Origin of the sequence: Falsiruegeria litorea R37 (assembly GCF_900172225.1) — a bacterium.
GTDB classification, from domain to species: domain Bacteria; phylum Pseudomonadota; class Alphaproteobacteria; order Rhodobacterales; family Rhodobacteraceae; genus Falsiruegeria; species Falsiruegeria litorea.
Genome location: NZ_FWFO01000001.1, coordinates 1,181,586 through 1,193,677 on the forward strand (window position 1 = coordinate 1,181,586; position 12,092 = coordinate 1,193,677).

13 protein-coding genes are annotated in these 12,092 nt (G+C 60.9%); 4 read left to right on the forward strand and 9 right to left on the reverse strand.

The window, feature by feature from the left end:
• Positions 1 to 750, forward strand: coding sequence for an SDR family NAD(P)-dependent oxidoreductase (locus TRL7639_RS05865; RefSeq protein WP_085794818.1), 750 nt, complete (start codon positions 1 to 3; stop codon positions 748 to 750).
• 113 nt (positions 751 to 863) lie between these two features.
• Here TRL7639_RS05865 and hrpB read toward each other — a convergent pair whose 3' ends face one another.
• Both hrpB and TRL7639_RS05875 read right to left on the reverse strand, forming a co-directional pair.
• On the reverse strand, positions 864 to 3,314 hold the full coding sequence (hrpB, locus tag TRL7639_RS05870) for an ATP-dependent helicase HrpB (protein ID WP_085794819.1): 2,451 nt from the start codon (positions 3,312 to 3,314) through the stop codon (positions 864 to 866).
• Between the two features lie 32 nt (positions 3,315 to 3,346).
• Complete coding sequence (locus TRL7639_RS05875; protein ID WP_085794820.1) at positions 3,347 to 4,063, reverse strand: DUF3108 domain-containing protein; 717 nt, start codon at positions 4,061 to 4,063, stop codon at positions 3,347 to 3,349.
• Positions 4,064 to 4,143: 80 nt separating this feature from the next.
• Between TRL7639_RS05875 and meaB the strand changes: the two genes are divergently transcribed.
• Entirely contained in the window at positions 4,144 to 5,121 is a 978-nt protein-coding gene (gene meaB, locus TRL7639_RS05880; protein WP_085794821.1) for a methylmalonyl Co-A mutase-associated GTPase MeaB, read from the forward strand.
• Between the two features lie 107 nt (positions 5,122 to 5,228).
• Here the strand turns inward: meaB and TRL7639_RS22890 are convergent, their stop codons facing one another.
• Positions 5,229 to 5,411 carry a hypothetical protein gene (locus tag TRL7639_RS22890; protein ID WP_133057618.1) on the reverse strand — a complete coding sequence of 61 codons (183 nt, stop codon included), beginning with the start codon at positions 5,409 to 5,411 and terminating at the stop codon, positions 5,229 to 5,231.
• A 183-nt stretch (positions 5,412 to 5,594) separates the two neighbouring features.
• Here TRL7639_RS22890 and TRL7639_RS05885 point away from each other — a divergent pair, with 183 nt between their 5' ends.
• Positions 5,595 to 6,308, forward strand: a complete 714-nt coding sequence (locus tag TRL7639_RS05885) for an NAD-dependent deacylase (RefSeq protein ID WP_085796274.1) — start codon at positions 5,595 to 5,597, stop codon at positions 6,306 to 6,308.
• Between the two features lie 211 nt (positions 6,309 to 6,519).
• Here the strand turns inward: TRL7639_RS05885 and TRL7639_RS05890 are convergent, their stop codons facing one another.
• From TRL7639_RS05890 to TRL7639_RS05905, 4 genes are all read right to left on the reverse strand, one after another.
• A complete protein-coding gene (locus TRL7639_RS05890) occupies positions 6,520 to 6,996 on the reverse strand; it encodes a copper chaperone PCu(A)C (RefSeq protein ID WP_085794822.1) in 477 nt (158 codons plus the stop codon).
• 46 nt (positions 6,997 to 7,042) lie between these two features.
• Complete coding sequence (locus tag TRL7639_RS05895; protein WP_085796275.1) at positions 7,043 to 7,393, reverse strand: hypothetical protein; 351 nt, start codon at positions 7,391 to 7,393, stop codon at positions 7,043 to 7,045.
• Between the two features lie 155 nt (positions 7,394 to 7,548).
• A complete protein-coding gene (gene rpmB, locus TRL7639_RS05900) occupies positions 7,549 to 7,836 on the reverse strand; it encodes a 50S ribosomal protein L28 (RefSeq protein WP_085794823.1) in 288 nt (95 codons plus the stop codon).
• Positions 7,837 to 8,775: 939 nt separating this feature from the next.
• Positions 8,776 to 9,741, reverse strand: a complete 966-nt coding sequence (locus TRL7639_RS05905) for a LysR family transcriptional regulator (protein WP_085794824.1) — start codon at positions 9,739 to 9,741, stop codon at positions 8,776 to 8,778.
• Positions 9,742 to 9,820: 79 nt separating this feature from the next.
• Here TRL7639_RS05905 and hisD point away from each other — a divergent pair, with 79 nt between their 5' ends.
• Entirely contained in the window at positions 9,821 to 11,119 is a 1,299-nt protein-coding gene (hisD, locus tag TRL7639_RS05910; protein ID WP_085794825.1) for a histidinol dehydrogenase, read from the forward strand.
• Here the strand turns inward: hisD and TRL7639_RS05915 are convergent.
• Together TRL7639_RS05915 and TRL7639_RS05920 are read right to left on the reverse strand one after the other, a co-directional pair.
• Positions 11,116 to 11,772 (reverse strand): glutathione S-transferase family protein, encoded by a 657-nt coding sequence (locus TRL7639_RS05915; protein WP_235820267.1) that lies wholly within the window; start codon positions 11,770 to 11,772, stop codon positions 11,116 to 11,118. The genes hisD and TRL7639_RS05915 overlap by 4 nt on opposite strands.
• Positions 11,769 to 12,086 (reverse strand): hypothetical protein, encoded by a 318-nt coding sequence (locus tag TRL7639_RS05920; RefSeq protein ID WP_085796276.1) that lies wholly within the window; start codon positions 12,084 to 12,086, stop codon positions 11,769 to 11,771. Before TRL7639_RS05920 ends, TRL7639_RS05915 begins: the two co-directional genes overlap by 4 nt.
• Positions 12,087 to 12,092 lie beyond the last annotated feature (6 nt).

Here is a 12,092-nt window from a genome sequence, read left to right on the forward strand (position 1 = left end):
ATGAAAACGGCATTGGTTACCGGAGCCGCGCGTGGCATTGGACTTGCAACATCCGGGCAACTGACCGAGCAGGGTTGGCGCGTGATCATGCTCGACCGTGATGTTGAGACATTGACCGAAGCGGTTCACAGCGTCGAGGGCGCGGTGGCCTGTGAGGCTGACGTGTCCAGCCCCGAGGATGCCACCCGGGTGGCCAATTGGCTGGGCTCCGAGTTCGGACGTTTGGACGGGCTGGTGAACAATGCGGGCGTGGCCGACTTTGGCCCGATCCGCGAGACCAGCTTTGAGCGATGGAAAACCGTCATGGCCACCAATCTGGACGGCCCCTTTTTGATGACGCAGGCGCTGACCGCATTGTTGTCGGGTGGTGACGGCGGCGCGGTGGTCAACATCACTTCGATTTCCGGCCTGCGCGCGTCGACCCTGCGTGTGGCTTATGGAACGTCCAAGGCAGGATTGGCGCAATTGACCTTGCAGCAGGCTGCGGAACTGGGCGAGCTGGGCATTCGCGTCAACGCGGTCGCCCCAGGGCCCGTGGACACCAAGCTGGCGCTGGCGGTGCACACACCGGACATCCGCGCGGCCTATCATGATGCCATTCCTTTGAACCGCTACGGTAGCGAGGAGGAGATCGCCGCGGCCATCACGTTCCTGCTGAGCGACAAGGCAAGTTACATCACCGGGCAGATCTTGGCCGCGGATGGCGGGTTCCAGGCCACGGGGATCGGCTTGCCCAGTCTACGCTCGTAGCGCTCCCGCCCGGTTGGCATGCATTGAAAATGCACGCAAACCCGTTGGGCCGGGCAGCGCGCCTGCGGCGCGCTGCGGTTGCGTCAAGCCGCAAGTGTATGGGCTAAAACGGGTCATTTTCTGCGTTTCGCCCGAAGGGTCGGATCCTCTTGGGTGGGATCTTCGGGCCAGGGGTGTTTGGGATATTGCGCCCGCATGTCCTTGCGCACATCCGCATAGGATCCGGTCCAGAACCCAGGTAGATCGCGGGTGATCTGGATCGGCCGTTGCGCGGGCGACAGCAGCGTGATCTTCAGGGGCACCCCGCCGCTGGTGGGATGCCGTGTCACGCCGAACATCTCTTGCAGGCGGACCTGGATTTCGGGGTTGCCGTCGGCGTCATAATCGATGGCGATCTTGCGCCCCAGTGGTGTCACGAACTTCGACGGCACCAGACGATCGAGCGTCTGCGTCTGGTCCCAGCTGAGCGCCGCTTGCAGTGCGGGCAGCGGGTCGAAGCGTTTCCAGTCCTCGGCGCTGCGTACGCCGGTGAGCATCGGCAGCAGCCAGCCCTCAAGCGTGGCCATCAGCCCGTCTTGCGAGAAATCCGGCATCTCGGCCCCATCCGTGCGCGCAAGTTCCACCCGAGCTGCCAGCCGTGCGGCAGCCCCGTCCAACCGCAGCCCAAGATCGCGCACGCCGTCCAACATGGCCAGGGCAACCGCATCGGGTGGCACATCCTTCCAGATGCGGTCATCCAGAGCGATGGCCCCGAAACACTCACGCTTGCGGGCCACCACGCGGCGTTCACGTTTCGACCATTCGCAATGATCGACCCACGCAATCTGATCGGCAAAGAGGGCGCGGACCTCACCCTCGGAGATGCGTGCAGCCAACCTGACGCGCGCCTCGCGGGGGTTGCCGTCGGTGTCGAGCGCCACGACCAGGGGGGCTGCGGCCAGAGTATCGCTGTCCTCCATCACAACGCCCTTACCGCCCGACAGGACATAGCGCGCCGCGTCGCCCTTGCGCCGTTGTCCGATCCGATCAGGGTAGGCAAGCGCGGCCATGGCGGCTGGTGAGAGATCGCTGCCTTTGGTGCGGGTCAAGGCACGAAGGCGCTTGGTGTCGGCCCGGACGCGTTCAAGGACGCCAAAGTTCACCTGATACGACCGCTTGCGCTGAAACGCCTTTGGATCGCGCATGGCCTCTATCCGCAAGGCCAGGTCCGAGGGGGCACCTCGCAGAGGATCGCGTTCCGCAAAAAGGGCAGCCATAGAGGCAGCCGCGTGACCCGCGGTCACCAGCATATGAGCCAGGCGAGGGTGCAGAGGCAGGGCGGTCAGAGCTCGTCCGTGGTCGGTCATCCGGTTCGCGCCGTCCAAAGCGCCCAGCATCTGCAAAAGTGCGCGCGCTTCGGCAAGTGCCCCTGCGGGAGGAGGAGTGAGGAACGCCAGATCCGTGGCGTCTGCCCCCCAAAGCGCAAGTTCCAGCGCCAGCCCGGTCAGGTCGGCGGCTTCGATCTCGGCCGGGGGGTAAGCAAAGAGCGCGCCTTCCTCTCCTCTGGTCCAGAGGCGATAGCAGACCCCGGCGGCCACACGGCCGGCGCGGCCTGCGCGTTGCGTGGCTTCGGCCCGGGTCACCCGTTCGGTGACCAGCCGCGACATGCCCGAGCCGGGGTCGAACCTGGCGCGGCGGGCCTGGCCCATATCCACCACAACCCGGATGTCCTGAATGGTAAGCGATGTTTCCGCGATCGAGGTTGCCAGAACCACCTTGCGGCCTGTTTTGACTGGGGCAATGGCGGCGCGCTGATCGGAAAAGGGCATCGCGCCAAACAGCGGTCGGACGGTACAATCGCCGGGCAGCTGCGCGTTCAAGGCACCCTCAGCGCGGCGGATCTCTCCCTCGCCGGGCAAAAACACCAGAATTCCACCGCCTTCGGCCCGTGTGTCACGCTCGGCCCGCACCACCAGATCAACCAACGCATCCAGCTTGCGTGCCTTGGGGGGCAAAGGCCGGTCAAGCCAGCGGGTTTCAACTGGAAAACTCCGCCCTTCGGATGTTACCAGCGGCGCGCCCATCAGCTCGGCAACGGGACCGGCGTCAAGTGTCGCGGACATCGCGATCAGCATCAGGTCGTCGCGCAGTGCTTCGGCGACCTCAAGACTCAGAGCCAGGCCAAGGTCGGCGTTCAAAGAGCGTTCGTGGAACTCATCAAACAGGATCGCGCCGACGCCGGGCAAGTCAGGTTCGGATTGCAGCATCCGGGTCAGAATACCCTCGGTCACAACTTCAATCCGAGTCACTTTCGTGGTTTTGGAGTCGCCCCGGATTCGGTAGCCAACCGTTTGCCCAACAGGTTCTCCCAAGGTTTGCGCCATACGTTCGGCAGCAGCGCGCGCCGCCAGTCGGCGGGGTTCCAGCATGATGATGCGCCCGGTGCACAGGTCCGCCTCGAGCATCGCAAGGGGGACGCGCGTGGTCTTGCCCGCACCGGGCGGGGCCTGCAACACGGCGCGGCCTGTGCGGCGCAGGGCGTCGATCAGATCAGGGAGGGCGTCTTCGATGGGGAGCTTGCTCATGCTCGCCTTATCGCCAAAGCGCGCGGCGGCGTCTAGCGCCGGGTCAGGACGGCGGTGCCACGAGAGCTGGTGACGCGTGCCTCTTGCACCCGCATCACGGCCCCGGCGGGCACGTAAGTAAGCTCAAAGCTGGAATTGCGCCCCTGTCGCAGTTGTTTGGCCGAATAGCCGCCCAGCCGTCGAAATTGTCCGGTGCAGATCACCTTTTCTCCCTCGGCCTTGCGACCTGTCATATAGGCGATAGTCCGGCGCGCGCCGTCAAAGATCGGCTGGTTGAGTTTGCACAGTTGCGCGCGCGGTTGATCCCGCAGGGCAACAAACATTGCGGTCAGTGGATCGACCGTATCCGTCTGTGCGGTGGCATCCAGAACTTCGGCATCTTCGGTTCCCAGCTTGCCGCCTGTCAGCAGGGGAAAGCCAGAGGAATAGTCCATCTGGGCCGATGATTGTCGCCGCCCTGTCCGAACCTGTTCGGAGTATCGTATTGGGGTAAATTCACGGCCTTGCTTGCGCCCCGTGGCCGACATGGTGAACCAAATTCGGCCAAGCTGTTTGACCACCCCAGTGGTTTCAAATCTGGCCTTAACATCGTAGAAGCCCGCGCGATCCTGCCCGGTGACGCGAAATTCACCGATTTTTACACCCCAAGCCTGAACATCAAAGAGCGCGTCAGTGTCTGCCGCCCGTGCCGGGAGGGCGCTGAACAGGGGCAAGACCATAAGGGCAAGGGCTATGCGGCGAAGATACATATTGAGAAACCCTTTCAAACTCTGGACAAAGCAACCCGCTCGGCGTCAAGTAGCGCAAATTTGAAAAGGGTCGAACCACCATGGACATCGCACAGCTGGGTGACAAGATTTTGACAGGTGATCGCAGGGCTTTGGCGCGTGCGATCACATTGGTCGAAAGCGGGCGCACAGATCATCGCGTGCAGGCCACGGCTTTGCTGGAGCAGTTGAGTTCCGCCCGACGGCAGGCAATGCGGATTGGCTTGTCCGGAACACCAGGTGTAGGGAAGTCCACCTTTATCGAATCTTTTGGAATGCATCTGGTTGGCCAAGGGTTGCGCGTGGCCGTGCTGGCCGTTGACCCCAGCTCATCTCGTTCTGGCGGCTCGATTTTGGGCGACAAGACGCGCATGGAGCGCCTGAGCCGCGAGCGCAACGCATTTATTCGCCCTTCTCCCAGCCAGACGCATCTTGGCGGGGTGGCGCGACGTACGCGAGAAGCCGTCGCCTTGTGCGAGGCGGCAGGATTCGATGTGGTGCTGATCGAAACAGTCGGGGTCGGTCAATCCGAGACGGTTGTGGCCGAGATGTCGGATCTGTTTTTGCTGTTGCTTGCACCGGCTGGTGGTGATGAATTGCAGGGCGTCAAACGCGGCATCATGGAAATGGCGGATCTGATCCTAGTCAACAAGGCGGACGGTGATCTGAAACCGGCGGCCACGCGGACATGTGCCGACTATGCGGGGGCCTTGCGCTTGCTGCGCAAACGTCCGCAGGACCCAAAGGAGTTTCCCAAAGCCATGATGGTTTCGGCTCTGCAAGAGGATGGTTTGACCACGGCGTGGGATGAAATGAAGGCGCTGATCACGTGGCGCAAGGAGAACGGCTTTTGGGAGATGACCCGGGCCAATCAGGCGCGCTATTGGTTCGATCAAGAAGTGCGCCAGGCGCTTTTGGCGCAGCTCGACACGCCCGAAGCACGCGCGCGGATGGATCAACTGGCGCAAGATGTGGCTCGGGGCGCGCTAGGCCCGGCGATGGCGGCCGATCAAATGCTGCAATCTCTGTCACGGATCTGAGGGGCAGGGCCCCAAGTTCCAGAATTCCGTCTTGTTGCGCCGTTGAAGGAAGTTCGAGCATCAAACCTGCCTTATCTGGATCGGGCTGCCGATGCAGGCATCCGAAATCATTGAGTTTTTCCAAAAGAGCTCGCGGCAAAGCCGGTGTGAATCGTCGTCGTGTTACGAGCAGAATTGTCTTTACCAATCGTATTGGGGCAAAGAGGTGCAAGGATCGGGGCTTCGGCGTTCGACTGGTGGCCGGTCTTGTTGCCAAGATTTGAGGAAAAGACTGCCGTGAGTGATTTCATGCATACCTTTCGGCACATCGAAAGACCTCAGTTTTCGGGGCGAACAAAATAGGAAATCGCCAGATAGGTGACGTGAACGCCAAGCTGCATATGATTTAGGGGGGGGGCAATGGATCTCGCTGAAACCGTCAAGATTGGTCTATGAAAGAAGAATGCGTCCAGAATCTAGGGATCGGAAAATTGATGGAAAAAATCGTCATTCTGACAGGTGCGGGCGTTTCTGCCGAAAGCGGGTTGGGCACATTTCGAGACGAAGGCGGGCTATGGTCGCAACACCGGATCGAGGATGTGGCGACGCCCGAAGGGTTCGCCCGAGATCCCGGTTTGGTGCAGGGGTTTTACAACGCCCGCCGGGTACAGGCAGCACAAGCTCTGCCGAACGATGCCCACCGTGCTCTGGCTCGGCTGCAACAAAATTGGCCTGGTGAAGTCGTGATCGTAACACAAAACGTGGATGGTCTTCACGAGGCAGGCGGTGCGTCTCAGGTTCTGCACATGCACGGGACTTTGGCAGGGGCGCTCTGCGCCAGTTGTGATCATCGTTGGAAGGCGCCAGATGAAATGAAGGTTGGCGAACTCTGCCCTTCTTGCGGAGCGCCATCAGGTAGACCCGATGTGGTTTGGTTCGGTGAAATGCCCTATTTTATGGATCAGATTTATGATCACCTGGCCGAGGCCAGCATCTTTGCTGCCATAGGGACCTCTGGTCAGGTCTATCCCGCTGCCGCCTTTGTGCACGAAGCAATCGCAGCAGGGTCGCGAACGGTTGAATTGAACCTAGATCCTTCGGCCGTGGTCTCCAGTTTCGACGAAACCCGTTTCGGTCCGGCCAGCGAAACCGTACCAGCCTGGGTTGATGAACTTTTGGGACAGAGGGGCACTCCCGCCCCCGCGTGATCCTGACTGCGTCAGCACCACTGGCGGGGTTGGGCGTGGCCTCGCTCCGCTCGGCGGTTGCGCTTGAGACCACAGGTGAGGATCAGATCACCACGGTTGATCCTTGGCAGTGAAGCGCCGCGCGCTAGCGCGGCGCCGGGCCCAACGGGAGGAGGTGTTTCGTCAGAAACATTGACGACGGGCGGGAGTAGCCCCCGCTTGCCGTCAAAACTCAGTTCTTGTGACCACCATGTGCGCCCGCTTGAGGTTTGCGCTCCAGGTCGACCGGAACCTCAATTTCGATCTCGCCGGCTCTTTCAAAGACCAAGATCATCGGGATCATCTCTCCCTGCTCAAAGGGCTCTTTCAGCCCCATGAACATCACATGGTCGCCACCCCGGGCCAGACTGTGCATCTCACCTGCTGGAATGGCAAAGCCCTCTTTCACGTGGAGCATCTGCATGACACCCTCGGCATTTTCCTTGTGCGTGTGCAATTCGACCCGAGCAGCGACATCTGATTTAACATCGACCAGGCGATCATCCTCCGCCCCATGGTTCATCACGTTCATGAAGGCAGCCCCGGTTTTGGCGGTTTTGGTGGCCGAACGTGCATAGGCGTCCTTGACCATGATGGCGTCGCCCGCGATGGCAGAAGTTGCAACGGTGATCGCGGCCACGGCTGCGGTGAAGGTTCTGGTGAAGCGCATGACTTCTCTCCTGTATGTTTGGTCTGTCTGTTGGGAAGTTGGGGAATCAGATAGTGACAGGAGGTGCCCGCGCCGAAGGTTGCAGAGATACGCGGGAAATCAGAGCTTTGGTAATGCGATCGGGTTCAGGAAATAGGCCCCGGTCTGAGGTGACACCTGACACTGTATCGGGGAGAACGGCCCCCAGCAGAGACATCGCATAGTCGGGACAATACGCCGGGGCCTTGGTCGGCTGGCCGTTTTCGTCGACCATGACAACCACCGGTCCGGTGCTAGTACAAATCACCATATGTCCCACGGCGGCATCCATACCGCTTGTGGCAGCCATGGCTTGGCCGGTCAGCATGACCTGCAAGCTCATCATCACGGCCAGATATGTGCGAACTAAGGCTCTCATCTCGGGCGCGATATAGGCAGCGCTCACAGCCCGTCGCAAGTCGAAACCCAGCCCTGCAGCGCAGTGACGCAAGCGGCCCAAGTCATGAGAGTGAACAGAAAAACCCCGCACACAAGGTGCGGGGCCTTCTGGAATTTTCTAGTTTCGCGAAGCGATCAGGCCGCGGCTTGTGCCTTGGCGATCTCTTTCTTCACTTTCAGCGCGTTTGCCGACAGCTCTTCGTCCTTGGCTTTGGCCAGGAACGCGTCCAGACCACCACGGTGGTCGACCGAGCGCAGCGCAGCCGCCGAGATGCGCAGCTTGACGCCACGGCCCAAGGTTTCCGACTGCAGGGTGACGTCGTTCAGGTTCGGCAGGAAACGACGACGAGTTCTGTTTTTGGCGTGGCTGACATTGTTGCCAGTCATCGGGCCTTTTCCGGTCAGTTCGCAACGGCGCGACATGGTTTCTTCCTTTGTTTCTGGAGGCTCGGGTTCCCCCGCAGCCAAATCACAAGGGGCGCAATCCGATGACGCGCCCGAAAACTGGTTGGATGCGTTTAGGAGGAATCGCTGGGATGGTCAAGATGGGTGTCACGGATTCTTTGTCTTTGCTGCCTTACCTACCGTAAGTATGCGGGATTGGGCGGTTCTTGATCATAAGGAAAACCCGAACTGCGTTGGGGGGCATCATTATTTAACCCAGATAAGACTCACACCTCGTGTTGTTGAAAACGCGCGTAAGTTCAGTTGCCACAATTTCAGTTCTATCCTCCCAGGTAAACAGGCAAAACTAGAAACTCATCCTGGATCTAAATTTCAGATTATCGGGGGCCACTGTGTGTTGTGAGTTTATGCGGCAAGGCAAGGGGCCAACGCTCTCGCCATCGTGCCCACGCCGAGGTACGCTGAGTTCAAAACCGGAACCCTTTCGGTAGCGGCTGATTTGCGGGTTCTTTAGATTTGTCGACCCTGACTGTGACATCAGTATTGGGTGCGCAGGTTCAGCCTGCTTTTCTGTCAGAGTGTCGCTTCGGGCTTTGGTTTCCTGTTTGCCAGTCTTCGTTATTGGGTCCGACGCATGGCCGAGACCTACCTTAGGAGTGCGAGTTCATGCGCATAGACGTTGGGGCCTTCGCCCCGCTCGTCCAGAAGGCAACTGAGCCAACCGTGGTCGCACTTTCTGAGACGTGGACGAAATTGGTGAAACCATGGGCCTGCCCGAACCTGCGGGAAGGGCGGTTCAAGCGCATCCTGACTTAAGGAAAGCGAAATTCATCGTCTGTTGATCAGGAAACTGACCCGGCGTCTCTTGCGAGGGTGTGTGGGCTTGGGATTTATCCAGGATAACCCATCGAGCCTGTTCATAGGATCCCCGCAATGCCATCGCCCTACGCCGAATGTTTAGCTGTCGATCACGCGCAGCTGGGTGTTGAGCCACGGCAGCTTGGCAACCGCCGGATCGATCATCTGGCTTTGCACCAGGCGGCGCATGGTCTGGGCGACGTCACGCGGCACGCGATCCGCCCAGTCAGCACCGGCAAACAGCGAAATGGTGCGCGAGAACGAGGCAAATGGCAGGGGGAAGGCGTCAATCTGGTCGTGGAAGCGCGCCGCGCGCATATATCCCAGCGGCGTTGTCACCGACCAACCCACGCGGCGGGCCACCATGGCGATCAGCGCCAGATGCGAGCCGATTTCGAACCGCTCTTCAAAGATCAGTTTCTGGCGCGCCAGATGTGCCTCGATCTGGCGACTGATCAGCTGTTCGCGGGCGTAGCGCAAAAGGGGCAATCCTTGCAGGGCAGCCATGATATCTGCGCCCTCGGGAACGTGCCCTTTGGGGGCCACCAGCAGAAACGGATCGCGCACCAGCGGGTATTCGACGACGCCGTCCAGCATCTCGCCGGTGGTGGCGGCAACCGCGATGTGCAGGCGTTGTTGCTGCATCGCCTCGCTGATTTCGTGGCTGGGAGCAGTGATCAGTTTGAACCGGCATTTGGTCAGGCTGTCGGCCAGGATGGTGACCAGACGCGGGGTCAGGTCGTTGTCGAAATCGTCGATCAGACCGATCGAAAGCGTGCTCAGATGGGTCAGGTCCATGACCGTCAGTTCACTTTGTGCCAGCCGCAGCTCGGACAGCACCGCTTCGGTCCGCGCCAGAAACGACCGGCCCGCGGGCGTCACCACCATCGGCCGTTTGCCGTGATCCACCAGATCGGTGCCAAGCGCCTTTTCCAGGTTGCGCAGTTGCTGGCTGACCGCAGGTTGGCTCAGCCCCGTCAGCTCGGACGCCTGCGCCACCGATCCCGTCTTTGCAAGCGCCTCGAACACTTCGAGACCGCGCAATGTCACCCCTTTCATCAGCATTTGGCAGACCCTCACAGTTTTGCCTTTTGTGAAACTATGCGGCCCTTTGGTCAAGCTTTGAACGCACAGGACATCGACAATGGTTGAATATCTGAAATCCGCCCCAGGCCTGCCGCCCCAATCGGCAGGCGATACTGCCGACACGGTCCAGATCATGCTGGCGCGCCTGCGGGAAGGCCGGGAAGAGGCGGTGCGTGAATACGCGGCCAAGCTGGACGGCTGGGAGGGCGAGATTGTCGTCAGCCCCGAACAAATCGAACAGGCCGCTCTTCATGTGTCCGATCCTCTCAAGGCGGAGATCCGGTATGCCCACGACAACATCCGACGCTTTGCCGAGGCACAGCGGGCTTCGGCCATGGATTTTGAGACTGAGTTGCGTCCAGGGTTGTTCGCAGGTCAGCGCCAGATCCCGTTGAATGCAGCCGGCTGCTACGTGCCGGGTGGTCGCTATGCGCATATTGCCTCGGCCCTGATGACGATCACCACAGCGCGGGCCGCGGGCGTGCCCAACATCACGGCCTGCTCACCGCCGCGTGCGGGGCAGGGGGTGCACCCTGCGATCCTTTACGCCATGTCTCTGGCAGGAGCGGACCGTATTCTGGCCGTGGGAGGTGTTCAGGGGGTTGCTGCGATGGCCTTTGGCCTGTTTGGGGCGCCCGAGGCGGATATCCTGGTGGGCCCGGGCAACCAGTTTGTGGCCGAAGCAAAACGGCAGCTTTTCGGCCCGGTTGGGATCGACATGTTTGCCGGGCCTACGGATTCGCTGGTGATTGCGGATAGGTCCGCTGATGCGTTGACCGTGGCCTGGGATTTGGTTGGGCAGGCCGAACACGGCTACAACTCACCCGTCTGGCTGGTGCTGGATGACGCGGACCTTGCCGAGCAGGTGCTGATCAACATCCCGGGCTGCATCAAGGAACTGCCCGAACCCAACCGCTCGAGCGCGCAAGCCGCCTGGGACGCTTTGGGTGAGGTCATCTTGTGCGAGAACCGCGAAGAGATGGCACAGGTGGCCGATCGCTATGCGCCGGAACACTTGCATGTGCAGGCCGCTGAGCTGGACTGGTGGAAGGGGCGGCTCAACGCCTATGGTTCGCTGTTTCTTGGCGCAAACACCACAGTGGCCTTTGGTGACAAGGCCAGCGGTCCCAATCACGTTCTGCCCACATCCGGTGCCGCGCGCTATACTGGTGGCTTGAGCGTGCACAAATACCTCAAGACCGTGACCTGGCAACGGGTCGAGGATCAGGCGCTGCCAGCCTTGGCCCGCGCCACGGCTGCAATCTCGCGCGCCGAAGGGATGGAGGGGCACGCCCGCACCGCCGACATCCGGTTGGACGGGGGGCAGGCGGCACTTCGGGCGGTCGGCAACGGTTAAGCCATGGGGTCGGTTGCGCGCAGGAACTCTTGCGCTGAGACCTCTGCCCACCATCGTGCAAGGGCGGGGTGACGGCTCAGGGCCTGCTTCCCTTCGGGGGCGCGGCCAAAATAGCTTACCATCGGCGCCAGGTGGCAATCTGCAAGCGTCAGGGTTGCGCCCGTCAGGATTAGACCTTCCTCTGCGATCTTTTCGAGCGCGGCCAATACCGGGGCGCTAACTGTCAGGCCCTCTGCGATGGTGGCTTCATCTGGCTCTTCCCCGACCAGCGGACGAAACACCCGATGCGCAAAAACCTGGCGGATCATCGGCCAATAGCCATAGTTGTCGATTATCGCCGCGACTTGTTGCGCGCGAGCGCGCGCCAGTGCGCCAGAGGGTGTCAGGCTTGGGCCGTTCAAACCTGCATCGACGTAGCCGCAAATGGGAACGGTTTCAAACAATGAAACCGCACCATGCTGCAGGACAGGCACCCGGCCAAAGGGATGGGGGTGCGGGCCGGGGTCTTGGGTGAAGGGGTCAAAATCCTGGAAATGAAAAGGCGTGGCCTTAAGGTGCAGGGCCGCACGCACGATCCAGGTATAGACCGAGTAGCGATAGCCGATCAGGGTTAAGGGCGCCGATTTCGACCGGACAACGCCCCTATCGGTCACTTGCAGATGGCCTGCACCAGTTGACCAAATGCCTGATAGCGTTCCCAAAGGGCATCGTCGCTGGCGGTCTGTGACATCTTCAGTTCTTGGGCCTGATGTGGATCCGCAAACCATTTGGCGACTGTTCGGCGGTCTTTGCGGCTGAGAGCGTCATTGGCGACGCGCTGAATGCAACCACACCGTGCGGGGGTGGCAGCCGCGCGATCCGACGCAACGCAGGCGCGTTTGATGACGCCATTGGCTGCAAAGGACGCGGATGGGGCCGCAATGGTCATTGTCCCTGCGCACAGCAGGGCCGTCAAAAAATACTTCATGTCAGT